At 72.4% G+C, this 19910-nt stretch carries 19 protein-coding genes; 13 read left to right on the top strand and 6 right to left on the bottom strand.

Annotation, left to right across the window (positions count from 1 at the left end; genetic code table 11):
• The first annotated feature begins 36 nt into the window (after window positions 1-36).
• From ACH4OW_RS06135 to ACH4OW_RS06090, 10 genes are all read left to right on the top strand, one after another.
• On the top strand, window positions 37-819 hold the full coding sequence (locus ACH4OW_RS06135; RefSeq protein WP_398025354.1) for an SRPBCC domain-containing protein: 783 nt from the start codon (window positions 37-39) through the stop codon (window positions 817-819).
• Between the two features lie 78 nt (window positions 820-897).
• On the top strand, window positions 898-1737 hold the full coding sequence (locus ACH4OW_RS06130; protein ID WP_398025352.1) for an aldose 1-epimerase: 840 nt from the start codon (window positions 898-900) through the stop codon (window positions 1735-1737).
• A gap of 42 nt (window positions 1738-1779) precedes the next feature.
• Complete coding sequence (gene pyrE, locus ACH4OW_RS06125; RefSeq protein ID WP_360138508.1) at window positions 1780-2322, top strand: orotate phosphoribosyltransferase; 543 nt, start codon at window positions 1780-1782, stop codon at window positions 2320-2322.
• Between the two features lie 195 nt (window positions 2323-2517).
• Window positions 2518-3540 (top strand): class II fructose-bisphosphate aldolase, encoded by a 1023-nt coding sequence (fbaA, locus tag ACH4OW_RS06120; protein ID WP_360138505.1) that lies wholly within the window; start codon window positions 2518-2520, stop codon window positions 3538-3540.
• 654 nt (window positions 3541-4194) lie between these two features.
• The gene (locus ACH4OW_RS06115; protein ID WP_360135907.1) at window positions 4195-4608 is read left to right on the top strand and encodes a DUF3151 domain-containing protein; all 414 of its coding nucleotides are present in this window, start codon (window positions 4195-4197) and stop codon (window positions 4606-4608) included.
• A 227-nt stretch (window positions 4609-4835) separates the two neighbouring features.
• Window positions 4836-5690: a tryptophan 2,3-dioxygenase family protein gene (locus ACH4OW_RS06110; RefSeq protein WP_360135909.1), complete on the top strand. Its 855-nt coding sequence runs from the start codon at window positions 4836-4838 to the stop codon at window positions 5688-5690.
• Complete coding sequence (gene kynU, locus ACH4OW_RS06105) at window positions 5683-6861, top strand: kynureninase (protein WP_398025348.1); 1179 nt, start codon at window positions 5683-5685, stop codon at window positions 6859-6861. Before ACH4OW_RS06110 ends, kynU begins: the two co-directional genes overlap by 8 nt.
• A complete protein-coding gene (locus ACH4OW_RS06100) occupies window positions 6858-7616 on the top strand; it encodes an alpha/beta hydrolase family protein (RefSeq protein WP_398025346.1) in 759 nt (252 codons plus the stop codon). The genes kynU and ACH4OW_RS06100 overlap by 4 nt, the downstream gene beginning before the upstream one ends.
• Before the next feature lie 67 nt (window positions 7617-7683).
• Window positions 7684-9042, top strand: a complete 1359-nt coding sequence (locus ACH4OW_RS06095; RefSeq protein ID WP_398025344.1) for a sensor histidine kinase — start codon at window positions 7684-7686, stop codon at window positions 9040-9042.
• Window positions 9039-9695 (top strand): response regulator transcription factor, encoded by a 657-nt coding sequence (locus ACH4OW_RS06090; protein WP_360135917.1) that lies wholly within the window; start codon window positions 9039-9041, stop codon window positions 9693-9695. Before ACH4OW_RS06095 ends, ACH4OW_RS06090 begins: the two co-directional genes overlap by 4 nt.
• 24 nt (window positions 9696-9719) lie before the next feature.
• Here ACH4OW_RS06090 and ACH4OW_RS06085 read toward each other — a convergent pair whose 3' ends face one another.
• The 4 genes from ACH4OW_RS06085 to ACH4OW_RS06070 form a co-directional block, all read right to left on the bottom strand.
• Entirely contained in the window at window positions 9720-9908 is a 189-nt protein-coding gene (locus ACH4OW_RS06085) for a hypothetical protein (RefSeq protein ID WP_360135919.1), read from the bottom strand.
• 147 nt (window positions 9909-10055) lie between these two features.
• On the bottom strand, window positions 10056-10766 hold the full coding sequence (locus ACH4OW_RS06080; protein ID WP_398025341.1) for a DUF6082 family protein: 711 nt from the start codon (window positions 10764-10766) through the stop codon (window positions 10056-10058).
• A gap of 402 nt (window positions 10767-11168) precedes the next feature.
• Complete coding sequence (locus ACH4OW_RS06075; RefSeq protein WP_398025339.1) at window positions 11169-12809, bottom strand: ABC transporter permease; 1641 nt, start codon at window positions 12807-12809, stop codon at window positions 11169-11171.
• The gene (locus ACH4OW_RS06070) at window positions 12806-13747 is read right to left on the bottom strand and encodes an ATP-binding cassette domain-containing protein (RefSeq protein ID WP_398025337.1); all 942 of its coding nucleotides are present in this window, start codon (window positions 13745-13747) and stop codon (window positions 12806-12808) included. Before ACH4OW_RS06070 ends, ACH4OW_RS06075 begins: the two co-directional genes overlap by 4 nt.
• Before the next feature lie 101 nt (window positions 13748-13848).
• On the opposite strand from ACH4OW_RS06070, the gene ACH4OW_RS06065 reads away from it, so the two are divergent.
• Window positions 13849-14367, top strand: coding sequence for a MarR family transcriptional regulator (locus ACH4OW_RS06065; protein WP_360135927.1), 519 nt, complete (start codon window positions 13849-13851; stop codon window positions 14365-14367).
• Window positions 14368-14392: 25 nt separating this feature from the next.
• On the opposite strand, the gene ACH4OW_RS06060 is transcribed toward ACH4OW_RS06065, so the two are convergent.
• Window positions 14393-15283, bottom strand: a complete 891-nt coding sequence (locus tag ACH4OW_RS06060) for a hypothetical protein (protein WP_398025334.1) — start codon at window positions 15281-15283, stop codon at window positions 14393-14395.
• A 235-nt stretch (window positions 15284-15518) separates the two neighbouring features.
• On the opposite strand from ACH4OW_RS06060, the gene ACH4OW_RS06055 reads away from it, so the two are divergent.
• Complete coding sequence (locus tag ACH4OW_RS06055; protein WP_360135931.1) at window positions 15519-16805, top strand: adenylosuccinate synthase; 1287 nt, start codon at window positions 15519-15521, stop codon at window positions 16803-16805.
• 100 nt (window positions 16806-16905) lie between these two features.
• On the opposite strand, the gene ACH4OW_RS06050 is transcribed toward ACH4OW_RS06055, so the two are convergent.
• Entirely contained in the window at window positions 16906-18579 is a 1674-nt protein-coding gene (locus ACH4OW_RS06050) for a serine/threonine-protein kinase (RefSeq protein WP_360135933.1), read from the bottom strand.
• 478 nt (window positions 18580-19057) lie between these two features.
• On the opposite strand from ACH4OW_RS06050, the gene ACH4OW_RS06045 reads away from it, so the two are divergent.
• Window positions 19058-19861, top strand: coding sequence for a polyphosphate polymerase domain-containing protein (locus ACH4OW_RS06045; RefSeq protein ID WP_398025331.1), 804 nt, complete (start codon window positions 19058-19060; stop codon window positions 19859-19861).
• Window positions 19862-19910 lie beyond the last annotated feature (49 nt).

Genomic DNA, 19910 nt, shown 5'->3' with positions numbered 1-19910 from the left:
CACGAGCACCCGGAGGGCTGGGTAGGCTCCCATGCCATGGAGCACGAGGTGTACGTTCCGTTTCCCGTCGAGACCGTACGGCAGGCACTGACCGAGCCGGAGCGCGTGGCACGCTGCATCCCCGGATGCCAACTCGACGCCGACGCGGATCCCGGCACCCCCGGCGGGCGGCTGCGCCTGCGCATCGGCAGTTCCACCATCACCTACCGCGGCACCCTGACCGTCACGGCCCGCGGCGCCGATACGGTCACGGTCGAGGCCGGCGGCATCGAGTCCCGGGGCGACGGCTCCGCCGAGCTGTCCCTGACCGTACGGCTCGCCGCCCGTCCGGACGACTCCGCAGCCACGGCCCTGCACTGCGCCGGCACCGTCACCAGCACCGGCCGCCTCGCCGAGGCCGCACCCCAGACGGCCGAGTCCGCCGCCCGCCGCCTCCTGGACCGCTTCGCGGCCAACCTCGCGGCCGACCTCGCCGACGAACCGCCGCAGGACCGGCCCGCCGAAACACAGCCCGCACCCCCCGCCCACGCGACACCGGGCGTCTTCGACTCCGAGGTACCGCCCCCGTCGCTCGACCCGCTCGCCGACGCCGACGACCAGGACGGCACGGCGCCCGCCGAAGCCGCACACGCGCGCCGCACGATGATCGGGCGCAGCGCCGAAGAGGTCGACCACGCCCCGCCCCGCGGCCGGTACGCGCCCGTCCCGGCGCCCCAGTCGACGACCACCTCCGCCACCCTGCGCTGGGCGGCCCCCGCCGCGGCCCTCGCGCTGGCGTCGGCAGTGGTGGTGGGCCGGGTCCTGCGACGCCGCCGCTGAACCGGCCGGCACGGGCCGCGGACGACACCGGCCCCGCCGCGCCGTGGCGGCGCGCCGACGCCCCGTTAGGGTCGGACCGTGAGTGACAACGACACGCGAAACGCCCCGCGAGGGCAGGTGCGGCTGGCCGCAGGCGACACGGAACTGACCGTCGACCCGGCCAACGGCTGCCGGCTCGCAAGCCTGCGCACCGGCGGCACGGAACTGCTGCGGCAGGGCGCCAAGTACGGCAGCTTCCCCATGGTGCCGTGGTGCGGACGCATCGAGAACGGGCGCTTCCGCAACGGCGGCGAGACACACCAGATGCCGGTCAACTCCCCGCCGCACGCCATCCACGGCACCGGCCGCAACGTCGCTTGGAAGACGGCGCGCGCGGACGCCACCAGCGCCGTGTTCACCTACGACCTCCTCGACCCGGCCGCCCTCCCCTGGCCGTACCCGGGACGCGTCACCCAGCTGGTCGAACTGGCCGCGGACGGCACCTCGCTCACCCTGACGATGGGCGTCGAGGCGAGCGCCGACTCCTTCCCGGCCCAGGCCGGCTGGCACCCCTGGTTCCTGCGCAGGCTGGACGGGGACAGCGAGCCCGTAAGGATCGGCTTCACGGCCGCGTGGCAGGAGGAACGGGGCGAGGACCACCTGCCCACCGGGCAGCGGATCGACCCGCGTCCCGGTCCCTGGGACGACTGCTTCGGTATGCCGGACGGCGTGGACGTCACCCTCACCTGGCCGGGCCGGCTGGAGCTGAACGTCACGAGCCGCGCCGAGTGGGTGGTCGTCTACGACGAACAGGAGGAAGCGGTCTGCGTCGAACCGCAGTCCGGCCCGCCGAACGGCCTCAACACGCTGCCGCGCCTGGTCACGCCCATCGAACCGCTGGAGATCTCCACCACGTGGTCCTGGCGCCCGCTGTCCTGACCCGTCCGGCCGGGGCCCGGCACACGTTCTAAGCTCGTCGGCATGACTGACGACGTACGCGGCGATCTGCTGCGGCAGATCAAGGACAAGGCCGTGGTCCACGGCAAGGTGACGCTCTCCTCCGGCAAGGAGGCCGATTACTACATCGACCTGCGCCGGATCACCCTCGACGGTGAGGCGGCGCCCCTCGTCGGGCAGCTGATGCTGGACATCACCGCCGACCTGGACTACGACGCGGTCGGCGGGCTCACGCTCGGCGCCGACCCGGTCGCGACCTCGATGCTGCACGCTTCCGCGGCGCGCGGCCGGCGGCTGGACGCGTTCGTCGTACGCAAGGCGCAGAAGACGCACGGCATGCAGCGCCGCATCGAGGGCCCGGACATCAAGGGCCGCCGCGTCCTGGTGGTCGAGGACACCTCCACCACCGGCGGCTCGCCGCTGACCGCCGTCGAGGCGGCGCGCGAGGCGGGCGCCGAGGTGGTGGCGGTCGCCACGATCGTGGACCGCGGGGCGGAGTCGGCCATCGCCGGCGCGGGTCTGCCGTACATCACCGGCTACCAGCTCGGCGACCTCGGCCTGGCCTGAGCCACTGCGGCGCTGACCTGCGGTTACCTTCGGGGAGCGGCTGGTTTCACGTGAAACCGGCCGCTCCTTCGCGTGCGCGCGGCGTGTACGGGATGTGGAGCAAACGGCCAAGTCTGGGAAGATGAGCTACGGCGATGTCGTCGCCCCCTGGTCAGGGCCAAGAACGCACACCCGCACATCACAAGGAGCGGACAGATGCCCATCGCAACTCCCGAGGTCTACAACGAGATGCTCGACCGGGCGAAGGCAGGCAAGTTCGCCTACCCGGCCATCAACGTGACCTCGACGCAGACTCTGCACGCAGCGCTGCGTGGTTTCGCCGAGGCCGAGAGCGACGGCATCATCCAGATCTCCACCGGCGGTGCGGAGTTCCTGGGCGGCCAGTACAACAAGGACATGGTGACCGGCGCGGTCGCGCTGGCGGAGTTCGCGCACATCGTGGCCGAGAAGTACGACGTCACCGTCGCGCTCCACACCGACCACTGCCCCAAGGACAAGCTGGACGGCTACGTCCGCCCGCTGCTGGCCGTCTCCGAGCAGCGTGTGGCCCGGGGCCAGAACCCGCTGTTCCAGTCCCACATGTGGGACGGCTCCGCCGAGACCCTGGCCGACAACCTGTCCATCGGCCAGGAGCTGCTGGCCAAGGCCGCCGCCGCGAAGATCATCCTTGAGGTCGAGATCACCCCGACCGGTGGCGAGGAGGACGGCGTCACCCACGAGATCAACGACGAGCTCTACACCACCGTCGACGACGCGCTGCGGACCGCCGAGGCGCTGGGCCTGGGCGAGAAGGGCCGCTACCTGCTCGCCGCCTCGTTCGGCAACGTGCACGGCGTCTACAAGCCGGGCAACGTCGTGCTCCGCCCCGAGCTGCTGAAGGACCTCCAGGAGGGTGTGGGCGCCAAGTACGGCAAGTCCTCGCCGTTCGACTTCGTCTTCCACGGCGGCTCCGGCTCCACGGAGCAGGAGATCGCCACGGCGCTGGAGAACGGCGTCGTGAAGATGAACCTGGACACGGACACGCAGTACGCGTTCACGCGGCCGATCGCGGACCACATGTTCCGCAACTACGACGGCGTGCTGAAGGTTGACGGCGAGGTCGGCAACAAGAAGACGTACGACCCGCGCAGCTGGGGCAAGCTGGCCGAGGCAGGCATGGCCCAGCGCGTCACCGCGGCCTGCGCGAACCTGCGCTCCACCGGCACCAAGATCAAGTAGCCGTCGTTTGGCGTTGAGGCCCCATGCCCACTGGGCGTGGGGCCTTTGCGTAGCGCGCTGGCGCGCGGTTTTGTGCTTGCCTGGTCGCGCTGCGCGCGTTTGCGCGTTAGGTCCGGTGGGTGGGGGGCCGGGGCCCCGCAGGGGGCACTCCTCACCGCAGTCGCGGAAGCCATGTCTGGAACGCTGAACCTGGTGTTGCGACGTGTCGGCTGCGGGGAGCCCCCTGCGTGTCCCCGGCCCCAAGGCCGAATAGCGACTATCCCGCCGCGACGGCCGGGGCCCACTGGTGGCGGTCTTTGCCCGCCCACAGCCGGGTGGGTCTGGCCTCCTGGTTGCTGCGCTGCTGGTGTCTTTTTCCTCCCCCACCCCCACTCGCGCGGGGCTGCCGAACCGGCCGGAGGGGACGTGCAGGGGGGTGTCCCCGCAGCCGACAGCTCGCTACACCAGGTTCAGCTTTCAAGACATGGCGTCCGCGAGTGCGGTGAGGAGACACCCCCCTGCGCGGCCCCGACCCACAACGAAACCAGCGCAACCCCGCGCGAAGCGCGAACCGCAACCCCGCGCGACAGCGCAAAGCCGCGCGCAGCGCAAACAACCGCGACCACCGCGGGGGCTGAGGTGCATACGCGCCCACCCCCCTGGGAGGCTATGGCTATGGCCATTCACGAAAATCTCCTCGGGGGTCCGCCCCCGACCGAACTGCCCGACGACCCCGAGCCCCGCGAGCTCCTCGCTTCGGGGGCGGCGCCGACCGACGTGGCGGCGAAGTACCCGACCTCCTCGCTGGCCTGGGCGCAGCTTGCCGATGACGCGTTCCAGGCGGGGCGTACGGTCGAGTCGTACGCGTATGCCCGTACGGGGTACCACCGCGGTCTGGACGCTTTGCGTCGGGCCGGGTGGAAGGGGCACGGGCCGGTGCCGTTCGAGCACGAGCCGAACCGTGGTTTCCTGCGTGCCCTGCACGCCTTGGCGCGTGCCGCGCACGCGATCGGTGAGCAGGAGGAGTACGAGCGCTGCACGACGTTCCTGCGGGAGTCGTCGCCGACTGCGGCGGACACCCTTTCGTAGGGCGCTGAGCTGGGTTTCCGGCTGACGCCCGGAGGAGGTTCGCGGGCCGGTCGCGTAAGCGCGACCGGCCCTTCGCACGGGTGCGGCCGGCCTCTTGCGCGGCTTCCGTGGAGCACGGATGATGCCAGTGGGCCGGAAGATTCCGTGCCCGAGGGGACCGGGGCTCCGTTGCCGACGGGAAGGAGCGGACCGCTACCCGGAAGCCGAGCAGCACTGAGGAGTTCCTCATGTCGCAGCAGTCCGCCTCGCAGCTACAGTCCGGAGGGCCTCGGCGGCCCGATTTGAGCATAGGCAGTACGGGGACGACGCCGTACGAGGACTATGTGCACGCGGATGTGCTCACCCACCTTCAGGATCCGTTGTCCGATGATCCGGGTGAGATGGCGTTTTTGGTGACGACCCAGGTGATGGAGCTGTGGTTCACGGTCGTCGTGCACGAGTGGCATACGGCCGCGCAGGCGTTGCGCGGGGACGACGTGCCGGCGGCGATGGAGGCTCTGGGGCGTTCGGCGGATGAGTTGGAGGCGCTGAACGCGGCGTGGAAGCCGTTGGCGCGGCTGACGCCCGCGCAGTTCAACGCGTTCCGGGGGGCGCTGGGGGAGGGTTCGGGTTTTCAGTCCGCGATGTACCGGCGGCTGGAGTTCCTGCTGGGGGAGAAGTCCGCTTCGATGCTCGTGCCGCACCGGGGTGCGCCGCGTGAGTACGCGGAGTTGGAGAAGGCGTTGCAGGAGCCGAGTTTGTGGGACGAGGTGCTGCGGCTGCTGGCGCGCCGGGGGTATGCGATTCCTCATGAGGTGCTGGCGCGTGACGTGACGGCGCGGTACGAGCCGGATGCGCGGGTCGAGGCCGTGTGGGCCGAGGTGTACGCGGGGCCGCGGGGTGGCGAATTGGTGCGGCTCGGTGAGGCGTTGACGGACGTGGCGGAGCTGGTGTGGCGCTGGCGAAACGATCATTTGGTGGCGACGCGGCGGGCGATGGGGGCCAAGATGGGCACCGGTGGTTCGGCGGGTGTGGCCTGGTTGGAGAAACGGGCCAGCAAGAACGTTTTTCCGGAGCTGTGGACGGCGCGCAGCCATGTATGAGGAGCGGGCCGCCGCGCTGGACGCGGAGGACGAACTCGCCGGTATGAGGCGCGAGTTCGTGTTGGACGACGCCGTGTACCTGGACGGGAACTCGCTGGGGGCGCTGTCCCGCCAGGTCCCCGGCCGGGTCGCCGAGGTCATCGGCCGTGAGTGGGGCGAGCTGCGTATCCGGTCCTGGACGGAGTCGGGCTGGTGGACCGCGCCGGAGCGCGTCGGCGACCGGATCGCCCCGCTCCTGGGCGCGGCGCCGGGGCAGGTGGTGGTCGGCGACTCGACCAGCGTCAACGTGTTCAAGGCGGTGGTCGGCGCCGTACGGATGGCGGGCGAGGGCCGGGACGAGATCCTGGTGGACGAGGCGACGTTCCCGGCCGACGGGTACATCGCGGAGTCCGCCGCCCGGATGACGGGGTGCACCCTGCGCGCCCTGCCGCCCGCCCGTATCCCCGAAGAGGCCGGGCCCCGCACCGCGCTCGCGCTGGTCAACCACGTGGACTACCGGACCGGCCGGCTCAACGACCTGCCGGGCATCACCGCGGCGCTGCACGCGGCCGGGGCGCTGGCGGTCTGGGACCTGTGCCACAGCGCGGGCGCGCTGCCGGTCCGCCTGGACGCGCACGGCGTGGACCTCGCGGTCGGCTGTACGTACAAGTACCTCAACGGCGGGCCGGGCGCGCCCGCGTACCTGTATGTGCGCGAGGAACTCCAGGCGCGCTTCGACTCGCCGCTGCCCGGCTGGAACTCGCACGCCGTGCCGTTCGGCATGGACGCCGCGTACGCACCGGCCGACGGCATCACCCGCGGCCGCGTCGGCACCCCGGACATCCTGTCGATGCTCGCGCTGGAGGCGGCCCTGGAGGTGTGGGACGGCGTCCGCATCGAGGCCGTACGGGCCAAGAGCCTGGCGCTCGGCGACTTCTTCCTGGAGTGCGTGGGCGCCTCTGTGCCGGAGGGGCGGGTCCGCTGTATCACCCCGGCCGAGCACCGGCTGCGCGGCAGCCAGGTCGCGCTGGCGTGCGCGGACGCGGGGAAGGTGATGACGGAGCTGATCCAGCGCGGCGTGATCGGCGACTTCCGCCACCCCGACGTGCTGCGCTTCGGCTTCACGCCGCTCTACACCTCCTTCTCGGACGTGGCGCGCGCCGCGCGGGTGCTGGGCGAGGTCGTGGGGTGAGCGCTCCGGGCGCCGCGGACGAGGAGGCGGCGCTGCTCGGCCTCGCTCCCGTGGCTCCCGACGCGACCCTGTCGTACGGGCCGCATCCGGACCAGGTGATCGACCTGTACGGGCCGCGGGCCGGCGGGCCGGTGGTCCTGGTGCTGCACGGCGGGTTCTGGCGCGCGGCGTACGACCGTACGCACCTGTCGCCGTTCGCCGCCGAGCTGGCCAGGCACGGGCTGCCGGTCGCCCTCGCCGAGTACCGCAGGGTGGGCGCGGGCGGGGGCTGGCCGCAGACGTACGAGGACGTGGTGGACGCGGTGGCCGCCGTGGGGCGGCCCGTGGTGGTCGTGGGGCACTCGGCGGGCGGGCACCTCGCGCTGCTCCTGGCGGACCGCCGCGGTCCGGAAGCGCCGCGGCGGATCGTCGCCGTGGCGCCCGTCGCCGACCTGGCGCGCGGCCACGAGCTGGGGCTGAGCGACGGCGCGGTGGCACGGTTCGTCGGCGCCGGGCCCGGGTGGGCGGACCGGCTGGCCGCGGCGGACCCGGTGCGGCGGCTGCCGGGCGCGGTGCCCGTGACGCTGGTGCACGGCACCGAGGACGCCGACGTGCCCGTCGCACTCTCCCGGCGCTACGTACGGCAGGCGCGGGCGGCAGGCGGCACGGGCCCGGTGCCGGAGCTGCGGGAGCTGGCCGGTGTGGGGCACTACGCGCCGTTCGTCCCCGGCACCGACGCCTTCCGCGTCCTCCTCGCCACCCTGGGTAGTACTTGAGGAGGACGCCCGCAGATCCGCTCAGGAGGGGACGACCGCGGGCCGTCCTCTGCTTACCGTGGTGTGCGTGAACCAGACGACCCACTCGCAGCGCGACGACCTGCGCTCGGAGGCCCGACTCGTCCGCGGCGCGCTGCACCGGCTGCGCCAGGACCTGATCGTGGACGCCTTCGCCTTCCGCCCGATGCTGCCCTTGGACGACGCGCGTGTGTCCGGGTGGTCGTGGGCGCCCCAGCGGCTGCGCCGTCAGGTGCGCTGGGCCCCGCACTTCGTCCTCGCGGGCATCGCGGCCGTCGTGTTCCTCGGGGTGACGAGCGTGCTGGCCCGCTCCGGCCCGCTGTCCTTGCTCTTCACGGTGGTCCAGAGCTCCCTGCTCGCCGCGCCGATCGTGCTCACGCTCTTCCGGCCGGTCGGGGCGTTCTGGCTGTCGGGCGCGGCGCTGCTCTGCACGATGGCGGTGTACGCCGTCACCGGGTCCGATTCCGCCGGGTACGAGATCGGCGCCTTCCTCCACATCGCGGTGATGGCCCTGGTCGTGCTCCGCACCCGGCCCCGGCTGGCCGCCGAGATGTGGCTGACCACGATGGCCGCGGGCGGCCTCATGGTGGTGTTCCTGCCGCGGCGGCTCTCGGACGTGGTGGCGTTCGCGGTGTTCACGGTGTTCGTGCTGGTCCCCGCCGCCGCCATCCGCGCCTGGCGCGAGGAGCGGCAGAACGTCGTCGAGACGCGGACCGCCACCGCCGAGGAGCGGTCCCGGCGCACGCTGCTGGAGGAGCGTGCCCTGATCGCCCGCGAGCTGCACGACGTGGTCGCGCACCACATGTCCGTCATCGCCATCCAGGCCGAGGCCGCCCCGTACCGGGTCAAGGACACGCCGCCCGAGCTGGCCACCTCCTTCTCGACCATCCGGGAGAACGCGGTGGCGGCGCTGACCGAGCTGCGCCGCATCCTCGGTGTCGTACGGTCCGAGGACCCGGACGCCTTCGCCGACTCCGACCCGGAGGCGCCGCAGCCGACGCTGGCCAGCCTCGATTCGCTGCTGGAGAGCGTGCGCGGTGCGGGGCTGGTCGTCGAGACCGTGGTCACCGGCTCGTCGCGGCCGCTGCCGCAGGGCGTCGAGCTGTCCGCGTACCGCATCGTCCAGGAGGCGCTGAGCAACACGCTGCGGCACGCGCCGGGCGCCGAGGCGCGGGTGGAGATCTCGTACGTGCTCGGCGGGATCGGGCTGCGTATCGTCAACGGCAAGGCGAGCCGGCTGGCCAAACCGTCACCGGGGGCCGGACACGGCGTACTGGGGATGCGGGAACGGGTGCAGATGCTGGGCGGGGAGATGACGGCGGACCACACCGAGGAAGGCGGGTTCGAGGTCGCGGCCTACATCCCGGTCTCGGCGGCGCAGGGCACGGCGGGGGAGAAGACGGCATGATCCGGGTACTGATCGTGGACGACCAGGTCATGGTCCGCGAGGGCTTTTCGGTGCTGATGGGCGCGATGCCCGACATCGAGGTCGTCGGCGAGGCCGTGGACGGCCGGCAGGCGGTGGCCAAGGTCGCCGAGCTGCGCCCGGACGTGGTGCTGATGGACATCCGGATGCCCGAGATGAACGGGCTGGAGGCGACCCGCGAGATCGTCGCCGCCGACGCGGACGCCAAGGTGCTGGTGCTGACCACCTTCGACCTGGACGAGTACGTCTACCAGGCGCTGCGGGCCGGCGCGAGCGGCTTCCTGCTCAAGGACGCCTCGGCGGGCCAGCTGGCGGAGGGGGTGCGGATCGTGGCGGGCGGCGAGGCGCTGCTGGCGCCGACCGTCACCAAGCGGCTGATCTCGGAGTTCTCCAAGCTGGACACGCCGCGGGCGCCCACGCAGGAGCGCGTCGGCGATCTCACCGAACGGGAGACGGAGGTGCTGGTCCTGGTGGCCCAGGGCCTGTCCAACGGTGAGATCGCCGAGCATCTGGTCGTGGCCGAGTCGACGGTGAAGACGCACGTCAGCCGGATTCTGGTGAAGCTGGGGCTGCGCGACCGCACGCAGGCGGCGGTCTTCGCCTACGAGGCCCGGCTGGTCACGCCGGGCGGCTGAGGAGTCGCGGGCCGGGCCGCCGGGTCACAGCGCGGCGATGTCGGCCTGGGCGCGCAGCAGGGTGTCGCGGGTGATCACCACGATTCTCTCGTAGTCGGCGCGGCTCGCGTCGCCCGGCAGCTTCGCGTCCAGGTCGGCCGTCATGTCGGTGCCGATGACGGCGAAGCGTCCGTCGGTCAGCTCGAAGAGGTCGGGGCAACTGCCGTTGCCCACACTGCCGCGCTCCTGAGGGGTAGCGCCCAACCGTCGAGAGATATCGAGTGCTGTCACCGGGCCGGAATACCCCGGCGGTGTGCGGCAGCGCGAGCCGAATTACGGAAGTGTTCTCTTTCGGTGGAATTTGCTACACCTGCGAGCATTTCACTGCTCGGTGTGTTGGCCGTCGATCAAACGCAGATTCGGCATCTGCGGTGTTTGTGCGTTCGTCTGGGTCAGCGCCTCGTCGACGAGGACGGCGAAGTGGTGTTCGTGCGAGGCCGGGTCCATCTCGTCGCGCATGGCTTGCGCGGACGCCCAGTACCCCCGGAAAGCCGGCGTGTTGGTGATGTAGCGCAGATGGCCGAGCATTTCGCGGTCGTCCGCCATCCCCAGCTTGTGGACGAGCATGCTGTGACAGTAGATCAGGTTCGCGTACAGATATTGACGGTTCTCCTTCACCGTCAGATCCGGCGCGAACTGGGGCCAGACCTCGGCCAGCTCCGGGTCGGCGATGCTCATCTTGAGCAGGTCCATGTGGAGGCGCCGCAGACCGGCCTCGGCGCTGCGGTGCAGTTCGCCCGCCGACCGGCGCATCTCGTCCCGCTGGAGCTCCAGTTCGGTCCGTTGCAGCCGCATCTCGGCGCGCTGTAGTTCCAGTTCCTGACGTTGCAGCGAGGTCTCGTCCCGCTGCAGGCGCAGCGTCCTCGCCATGTAGAAGAGCACCAGTACGGCCGTGGAAGAAGCCGCGGCGCCGTAAGCCTGGCCCGCGTTTCCACTCCCCGCGGTACGCAGCCCGGGCACCGTCGTCATGACCAGGCTGAGCAGAATGCACGCTGCTCCGGCCGCCATGACGACACCCAGATTCTGCAGCACCCATATCGCCCCGCGGTGTTCCCTTTGATTCACGGATACCTCCGCCCGCCCCTAGGCGCGAATCGGCGGCGTGCCGGCTTTTCTGCGCCGCCATCGCCGCTCGCGGAGGGTGTGCCCGGTTCGAAAACTCGTAAAACCGTGTCGTATGCCAGCGGAATGGCCGGGCGGGGGCGGAATGCCTCACTCCCGCTCCGTTGGTATTCCGTGGGCGCTCCCGAATCAGGGGTGGCGGCGAGAGGTCTCTACCAGTTGGAGCGGGTAAGGAGCGCGCGGGGCGGTACGGCGTACGCCCCCCATCGTGGAGCGCTCCCGGCGAACATCGTTCCCGGCCGTACGGCGAACAGTGCGGCACCGGAGTCCGCTACGGCTCCGGTGCCGCACGTACGAGGGGCCGGCCGGCGGTCAGCCGATGTCGCGGCGGCGCAGCGCGGCCAGGCCCGCCGCCACGAACACCGCCGTCAGGCCGAGCAGCCACAGGAACGGCGCCGCCGTGGCCTCGCCGCCCGGCAGCTTCGGCAGGTGGCTGAACGGCGACAGGTCCATCACCCACTGGGGGAGCCGGGCCGCCGGGCCCAGCCAGCCGATGCCGAGGCAGCCGCCGACCACGGCCCAGGTGCCGGCCGCCGCCTTGGGCAGTGCGCCGACGAGGAGGACCGCGAGGCCGGTGAGCGCCCAGACCGCCGGGGCCTGGGCCAGTGCGGCGCCCACTGCGGGGCCGAGCTGCCCGCCGACGTCGCCGACGGTCAGGCCGTACGTGAAGCCGAGGCCCAGGCCGCCCAGGAGGAGGACGAGGGCGGTGCCGAGGAAGGCGATGGCCAGGTGGCCCGCGGCCCAGCGCAGCCGGCCGACGGCGCCCGCCAGTACGGGTTCGGCGCGGTCGCCGGTCTCCTCACCGCGCAGCCGGAGCACCGCGCCCGCCGCGTAAACGGCCGCGACCATGCCGAGCATGCCGGTCAGGGCGGACGTGAACGCCTCGGTCAGGCCCTGCTGCCCGCCCATCCGCCGGAAGATCTCGCGGGTCTGCTCGTTGCCGCCGACCAGGTCGGACGCGCCGTCGATGATCCCGCCGAAGACGGCACCGGCGGCGAGGAAGCCGATCGACCAGCCGAGCAGGGTGGTGCGCTGGAGGCGCCAGGCCAGGCCGGTGGGGCCGTTCAGGGAGGCGGGCGCGCGGGCCGGTCCCGGGCGGGCGGGCAGGAAGCTCATGCCGAGGTCGCGGCGCGCGGTGAGGGAGTACGCGGCGCCGACCGTGACGGCCGTGCCGGCGAGGAAGAGCAGCAGCACCCACCAGCGCTCGCCGGCGAACGCGCGCAGGTTCTCGGCCCAGCCGACGGGGGAGATCCAGGTCAGCGGGGAGGCGGCGTCCTCGGTGGCGGCGTCGCCCGCGGCCCGCAGGACGAAGGCCGCGCCCAGTACGGCACCGGCCAGGCCCTTGGCGGCCCGCGCGCTCTCGGTGAGCTGGGCGGTGACCGCCGCCAGGCCCGCGAAGACCAGACCGGTGCCGCCGACGGCGAGGCCGAGGGCGAGCGAACCGCCCGCCGGGCGGCCGGCCCGGGCGAGCCCCGCGGTGATCAGCAGGGCCAGCGCAACGTTGGCGGCGAGCGCGGCGAGCAGGGCGGCGGTGAGCGGTGCCCGCCGGCCGACCATGGCCGCGGAGAGCAGCTCCTGACGCCCCGTCTCCTCCTCTTCGCGGGTGTGGCGTACGACGATGAGCAGGCTCATCACGCCGGCCAGCAGCGCCGCGAAGCCGCCGATGCGCCAGGCGGTCAGGCCGCCAAGGGTGTCGCTGAACACCGGCCCGTAGACGGCGCGCAGTGAGCCGTTGGCGGTCATCGAACTCGCGACGTCCGCGCGCTTGGCGGGGGTGTCGTAGAGCTTTTCCAGGGCGGTGCTCATGCTGACGACGGTCAGGCCGAGCAGTACCACCCAGGCCGGAATCATCAACCGGTCCCTGCGCAGGGCCAGGCGTAGCAGGGCGCCGGTGCCGGCCAGGTCGCGGGTGCCGCCGCTGCGGGCAGCCGCGGGGAGAGTGACGGCAGTCATCGCAGAGTCGCCTTTTCAGGAGCGGACGTGGAGGCCGAATACTGGGCGCCGTGTACGTCGTCCTGGTAGTGACGCAGGAACAGCTCTTCCAGTGTGGGTGGCGTACTGGTCAGGCTGCGTACGCCGGACTGGCTGAGCGAGCGCAGCACCGCGTCCAGCTTGTCGGTGTCCACCTGGAGCCGGACCCGGCGTCCCTGGATGTCGAGGTCGTGGACGCCGGGGAGGTGCGAGAGCCCGTTGGGCGCTCCGGCCAGTTCGGCGGTCACGCTGGTGCGGGTGAGGTGCCGCAGGTCGGCGAGCGACCCGGACTCGACGGTGCGGCCCTTGCGGATGATGCTGACGCGGTCGCACAGCGCCTCGACCTCGGACAGCACGTGGCTGGAGAGCAGCACCGTACGGCCGCGGTCGCGCTCTTCCGCGACGCAGTCCTGGAAGACCTCCTCCATCAGGGGGTCGAGCCCCGAGGTCGGCTCGTCGAGGATGAGCAGGTCCACGTCGGAGGCGAACGCGGCGACCAACGCGACCTTCTGCCGGTTGCCCTTGGAGTACGTGCGGCCCTTCTTGGTGGGGTCCAGCTCGAAGCGCTCCAGGAGGTCCGCCCTGCGGGCCTTGTCGAGGCCGCCGCGCAGCCGCCCGTAGAGGTCGATGACCTCGCCGCCGGAGAGGTTGCGCCAGAGCGTGACGTCGCCGGGGACGTACGCGATACGGCGGTGCAGGGCGACGGCGTCGCGCCACGGGTCCCCGCCCAGCAGCCGCGCGGCACCCCCGTCGCCGCGCAGCAGGCCGAGCAGGACGCGGATGGTGGTGGACTTGCCCGCCCCGTTGGGTCCCAGGAACCCGTGCACCTCGCCGGTCTCGACGTCGAGGTCGAGACCGTCCAACGCCTGGGTCCGGCCGAAGGACTTGCGGAGGCCGGACACCGAGATTGCCTTCGTCATGGTTTGGAAATTACGCTTCTTTCACAAATTTGTGAAGTTAAGGAACCGTATAAAGTTGGGGCCGGGCGACGGACCGGGGGAGCAGTGGAGAGGATGAGACGGTGAACGAGCAGGCAGCGCGGCACCAGGGCGAGGACACCGGACGCGACGAGGAAGCCGTCTCCCGGTTCGTGGAACGCTTCGCGGCGGAGCTGACCGAAGCGGGCATGCAGCGGATGGCCGCCCGGGTCTTCGCGGCGCTGCTCGCGTCCGACTCCGGCGCCCTCACCTCCGCCGATCTCTCCGAACGGCTCCAGATCAGCCCCGCCGCCGTCTCCGGCGCGATCCGCTACCTGGTCCAGGTCGGCATGGTCCGCCGGGAGCGCGAGCCGGGCACCCGCCGGGACCGCTACCGGCTCCAGAACGAACTCTGGTACGAGACCCTGGGCAAACGCGACCACATGCTGACGCGCTGGGAAGGCGTGCTGAGAGAAGGCGCGAAGTCGCTGGGCCCCGGCACCCCGGCCGGCGCCAGGGTCGCCGAGACCGTCGCCTTCTTCGAATTCATGCAGGGCGAGCTGGCCATGATGCTGGACCGCTGGCGCGAGTACCGGGACGAGCACCTGCGCGGCGAGGGCTGAGGACCCTCCGCCGGGCGCCGCCGCGTCAGTCGTGCGGCAGCGTCAGCCGCCACGCGTCCGGGTGCACCGTCCACGTACGGGTCCTGACCGGCCCGCCGACGACCACGTCCGCCCGGTAGCGGAAGTCCGTGCCCGACACGGTCACCGCCCGCGCGCGGGCGCGTACCGGCGGCTCGGCCTCCTGCCAGTGGACCACCACCTCGGCCAGCCCGGTGCCGTCGTCGCCGTCGCCGGGCGTCACCGAGACCCACCGCACCGGCCGGTCCAGATCGGCCAGCACCACGCCGTCCGCCTCGACCCGCAGCCGGTGGCCCGCCGTACGGGAGCGCCGGCCGCCGGGCGCGCCGGCCGCGGCCGTCAGCAGGGACAAAGCCGTACGGACCCTGCGGACGAGCGGGACCCACCAGGCGTCCCGGCGGCCCGCCCGGACGTCGGCCCCGGGCCCGGCCCCCGGCACCGCCTCGTACGCGGTCTCGTCCCCGCCCTCGCGCTGCCTCGGCAGGCGCCGTCCGCACGGGATGTCCAGGCCGCCCAGCACGATGCCGTCACTGTCGTCGGTGAGCAGGTCGAGGCTGTGCTCCGTGCCGTCCAGGACCGCGCGCGCGGCCGCGACGGCGTCCGTCGGCACGCCCAGCGCGCGGGACAGCGCGACCGCGCCCGGCGCGCCCACCGGCACCACCGCGAGAGCCACCTGCGCCAGATCGCGCTCCTTGTGCAGCAGCGCCACGGCACGCAGCAGCGCGCGGTCGTCGCCGATCACCACGGGGCGGCGATGACCGCGGCGGGCGAGCGCCCGCGCGTACTCCTCCGGGCCGTCCGGAAGGCAGATTTTTGCGGCCGCGCCCGCGCACAGGACATCCTTGGCGATACGTACGGACTCCCCGTCCGTACTGCGGGCGACCGGGTCGATGACCACGAGCAGGGGGTGTCCCCGGACCCCGTCCGGAGGGCAGTGCCCAGAAGGCTGCGCCGACACCTCGGTCCTTCCTCAGGTAGCATCTCGGTGCAAGAGCCCCTTGCGCTATTGCGCCAGGGGCTTCGTCTATTCCGGGGCACCGGTTCGACGGCTCTAGCGAGGACGTACCCATGCATCCGCATGAATACGGCCTCACGCACGTTGGACATGCCCCGCCCGGAAGGGGTGTACGCCTGTGCCCGCACTTGTGCTGCTCGGTGCTCAGTGGGGTGATGAGGGCAAGGGAAAGGCCACCGATCTGCTCGGTGGGTCCGTCGACTATGTGGTGCGCTACCAGGGCGGCAACAACGCCGGTCACACGGTTGTCGTAGGCGACCAGAAGTACGCGCTGCATCTTCTCCCTTCCGGAATCCTCTCGCCGGGGTGCACCCCGGTCATCGGCAACGGTGTCGTCGTCGACCCGGCGGTCCTGCTCTCCGAGCTGAGCGGACTCAACGAGCGCGGCGTCGACACGTCCAAGCTGCTGATCAGCGGTAACGCGCACCTGATCACGCCGTACAACATCACGGTCGACAAGGTCACGGAACGTTTCCTCGGCAAGCGGAAGATCGGTACGACCGGCCGCGGCATCGGCCCGACCTACGCCGACAAGATCAACCGCACCGGCATCCGCGTCCAGGACCTCTTCGACGAGTCGATCCTGCACCAGAAGGTCGAGGCGGCCCTCGACTTCAAGAACCAGGTGCTGGCCAAGCTCTACAACCACCGCGCGGTGGTCGCCGAGCAGGTCGTCGAGGAGATGCTCAGCTACGCGGACCAGATCAAGGGGTACGTGGCCGACACCACCCTCCTGCTGAACAACGCGATCGACGACGGCAAGGTCGTCCTCTTCGAGGGCGGCCAGGGCACGCTGCTCGACGTGGACCACGGCACGTACCCGTTCGTCACCTCCTCCAACCCGACCGCGGGCGGCGCCTGCACCGGCGCGGGGGTCGGCCCCACGAAGATCAACCGGGTCATCGGCATCCTCAAGGCCTACACGACCCGCGTCGGCGCCGGGCCGTTCCCGACCGAGCTGTTCGACGCGGACGGCGAGGCGCTGCGCACCATCGGCGGCGAGCGCGGTGTGACCACCGGCCGCGACCGGCGCTGCGGCTGGTTCGACGCGGTCATCGCCCGCTACGCGACCCGCGTCAACGGCCTGACCGACTTCTTCCTCACCAAGCTGGACGTCCTCACCGGCTGGGAGCAGATCCCGGTCTGCGTCGCCTACGAGATCGACGGCAAGCGCGTCGAGGAGCTGCCCTACTCGCAGACCGACTTCCACCACGCGAAGCCGATTTACGAGACCCTGCCGGGCTGGTCCGAGGACATCACCAAGGCCAAGACCTTCGCCGAGCTGCCGAAGAACGCGCAGGCGTACGTCAAGGCCCTGGAGGAGATGTCCGGCGCCCCGATCTCCGCGATCGGCGTGGGCCCGGGCCGGGACGAGACGATCGAGATCAACTCGTTCCTGGACTGACGCCGTCCGCCGCGGCAGCGGCAGCAGCGACACGGAAGCCGCGCACCACTCCGGTTCGGAGCGGTGCGCGGCTTCCGCGTTCCCACAGGCCGGCGGGGCCTCAGCCCTTCTTCGCATACGTCAGCGCCGGCTTGCCGTCGTCGCGGACGCGGCGCAGCTTGCCGTCCGGCTGGATGCGCAGCGTGCTGGGGCCGCCCGCGCTGCAACTGGTCGCCGGGCCCGCCACCACGGTGGTCGGGCCGAGGCGCAGCGGCGGGCCGGGGTTCATGAGCATGGCCTTGAACTCGCAGCGGTAGGAGGTGTCGCGCATCTCCATCGACAGGACCGTGTCGCCGACCGCGCCCTGGGTGAGGGTGAGGCGGCTGGTGCCCGTCTTGCCGAGCTTCGTCTCCCAGACCCCGAGGAACTTCTGCGGGATGGCGCCGGGCTCCTTGCCGGCCTGGCCGATCTGCCCGTCCGTCGAGGCCGCGGCGACACCGCCGTCGGCCTGCGCGGACGCCTTGCCGTCGTCGCCCGGCCCGGAGACGAGGTACGCGGTGGCCGCGCCCGCGGCGGCGAGGACGAGGGCGAGGGCGGCGGCCAGGGTGGTGGTGCGGGTGCGGCCCTTGCGGCGGCGCCCGTGCGTGGTGGCGTGGGCGGCGGAGGACTGCGGTGGCGGAGTGGGGCCGCCGCCGGCCGGCGGGGGCGTCGCGGCGTGGGCCGCCGCGTACGGGGACGGCGGCGCCGGTCCCGGAGCGGGCGCCGGTGCCGGCGTCGGTGTCTGCTCCCACGCGGCGCCCGAGCCCGTCCAGGACCGGCCCGAACTCTCCCAGGAGGCGGCGCCCGGCTCCTCCCACGCGCCGTTGGGGTTCTCCGCGTCCAGCAGCCCGACCGCGTGCCGCCCCAGCTCGGCTATCAGGGCGCCGGGCAGCCAGGGCTCCGCCCCGTCGTCGTCGGACGCGGTGTACGCGATCAGCTGCTCCGGCGTCGGGCGCTGCGCCGGGTCCTTGGCCAGACAGGCGGCGACCAGGCTGTGCAGCCCGTACGGCAGCCCCGCCAGGTCGGGGTCCTCCTGGGCGATGCGGTACATCAGCGCGTGCACACCACTGTCGGACGTGCCGAAGGGCAGCCGCCCGGTGGCCGCGTACATCAGCACCGACCCCAGACAGAACACGTCGCTCGCCGGAGTGACCGGCCGGCCGCGCACCTGCTCGGGCGACATGAAGCCGGGCGAGCCGACCGCCTGGTTGGTGCGGGTGAGCCCGCCGCCGACGGTGACCGCCTCCATGGCCCGCGCGATGCCGAAGTCGATGACCTTGGGGCCGTCGATCGTGAGCAGGATGTTGGAGGGCTTGAGGTCGCGGTGGACGATGCCGGCGGCGTGGATGCTGCGCAGCGCGCCCGCCAGCCCGGCGGCGAGGATGCGGACGGAGCGTTCGGGCAGCGGCGTACGGCCCTCGGAGATCACCTGCCGGAGCGAGGGCCCCGCGATGTAGCCGGTGGCGACCCAGGGCGTCTCGGCCTCGGTGTCGGCGTCCAGGACGGGCGCGGTCCACTCGCCGCCGACCCGCAGCGCGGCCCGCACCTCCTGCCGGAACCGGGCCCGGAAGTCGTTCTGGTCCGACAGCTCGGTCTTGACCAGTTTGACGGCGACCGTGCGACCGCGGTCGGAGCGGGCGAGGTAGACCCGGCCCATGCCGCCCTCGCCCAGCCGCCCGAGCAGCCGGTAGGCCCCGATCCGCTGCGGGTCCTGGGGGCCGAGCTGCCCGAGGCCGCGCTCTGCGCGCTCATTCACGTTCCGCTTGCCCTTTCACCTGGTTCGCCCTGATCCCGGACATGCCCTGCGGGGACGGTGCCGCAGGCGCGAACGTATCGGACGACGCCGCCGGTGCCGTTCCGGTTCCCCGGTGTCCTGCCGGCCGTGGTCGAGCGGTGTGTCGGTGCGGCCGGGCGGGCCTGGGCGGGCGGTCGGCGGTCGGCGGGACGCGGGCGTGCCTCACGCGGGGTGGATTCCGTAGCCGAGGTTATCGAGCGCCCGCGGCAGCGTCGCCACCGCCTCCGGGACGGCCGGGAAGTTCCCGGTTCCGCCCGGTTGTCCGGGCAGGGCGCCACCGGTGGCGCGAACTGACGGTGGTGGACGTCCGTTTCCGGTTTCCGGAACCTTCCGTACGGCCCACTCGTACGACATCACAAGGCGCACACCGCAGCCGGACCCGCACGATCGCCCGAACCGACGACCGCCCGCAGTCCCGTCCCCTTTCCGAGGAGAGCGTGTGATCCCCGCCTTACGGGCCATCGCGCGTGCCGCCATGGCCGCGCGCCCCGTCACCCTGTCCGAACTCCAGGCCCGCGCGGAGCTGATGGCCCGCATCGACCACAGCTACCTCGTGCCGGTCGGCGTCTTCGCCGACTTCGCGGCCGGGCTGACCGATCCGCGCAGGCCGGGCGGCCCCTTCCGGGCACTGTGCGTCAACGGCCGCCGCTGGTTCGCCTACCACTCCGTCTACTACGACACCCCGGAGCTGCGGTCCTTCCACGACCACCGGCAGGGCCACCGGTGCCGCTTCAAGATCCGCGAGCGGGTGTACGAGGACTCGGGCGAGCGGCAGTTCGAGGTCAAGCTCAAGGGGCGGCGCGGCGAAACGGTCAAGCGGCGGCAGCCGCTCCTGCCCGGCGAGGCGACGCTGGGCCGCGGCCCGCGCGGCTTCCTGGCGTCCGTCCTGCACGGCACGTACGGCATCGCGGCTCCCGAGGACCTGGTGCCGTCGCTGGTGACCGACTACCGGCGGGCCACGTTCGTCGCGGACGGCCAGCGCATAACCTGCGACGCCGGTCTGGTCTGCCGGGACGCGGGGACCGGCCACAACGTACGGGCCGACGGCGGCCTGGTCCTGGTCGAGACGAAGACCGCGGTGACCGGCCGCCTGACGGAGGCGGACCGCCAACTGCACGCCTACGGGCTGCGCGCCGCCGAGTTCACCAAGTACTGCGGCGCGATGGCGGCGCTGCGCCCCGGCCTGACCGCCGATCAGTGGCGGCGGTCGGTCAGGACGGCGTTCCCGCGTTCGGCGGCGTGACCCCGGCCCGGGACCCGCCTGCACGGGCGGGCCGGGCCGAAGCGCGCCG

This window comes from Streptomyces sp. NPDC017056, from assembly GCF_044332485.1.
GTDB lineage: Bacteria > Actinomycetota > Actinomycetes > Streptomycetales > Streptomycetaceae > Streptomyces.
Note: the sequence above shows the minus strand (reverse complement) of the source record. Positions and strands in the feature narration are given on the sequence as shown.

Excerpts from the sequence above, each read along its gene's own strand:
- ACH4OW_RS06135 (WP_398025354.1), top strand. The coding sequence starts at position 37 with ATGGAGCACGAGGTGTACGTTCCGTTTCCCGTCGAGACCGTACGGCAG.
- pyrE (WP_360138508.1), top strand. The coding sequence starts at position 1,780 with ATGACTGACGACGTACGCGGCGATCTGCTGCGGCAGATCAAGGACAAG.
- fbaA (WP_360138505.1), top strand. The coding sequence starts at position 2,518 with ATGCCCATCGCAACTCCCGAGGTCTACAACGAGATGCTCGACCGGGCG.
- ACH4OW_RS06115 (WP_360135907.1), top strand. The coding sequence starts at position 4,195 with ATGGCCATTCACGAAAATCTCCTCGGGGGTCCGCCCCCGACCGAACTG.
- ACH4OW_RS06110 (WP_360135909.1), top strand. The coding sequence starts at position 4,836 with ATGTCGCAGCAGTCCGCCTCGCAGCTACAGTCCGGAGGGCCTCGGCGG.
- kynU (WP_398025348.1), top strand. The coding sequence starts at position 5,683 with ATGTATGAGGAGCGGGCCGCCGCGCTGGACGCGGAGGACGAACTCGCC.
- ACH4OW_RS06090 (WP_360135917.1), top strand. The coding sequence starts at position 9,039 with ATGATCCGGGTACTGATCGTGGACGACCAGGTCATGGTCCGCGAGGGC.
- ACH4OW_RS06075 (WP_398025339.1), bottom strand. The coding sequence starts at position 12,809 with ATGACTGCCGTCACTCTCCCCGCGGCTGCCCGCAGCGGCGGCACCCGC.
- ACH4OW_RS06070 (WP_398025337.1), bottom strand. The coding sequence starts at position 13,747 with ATGACGAAGGCAATCTCGGTGTCCGGCCTCCGCAAGTCCTTCGGCCGG.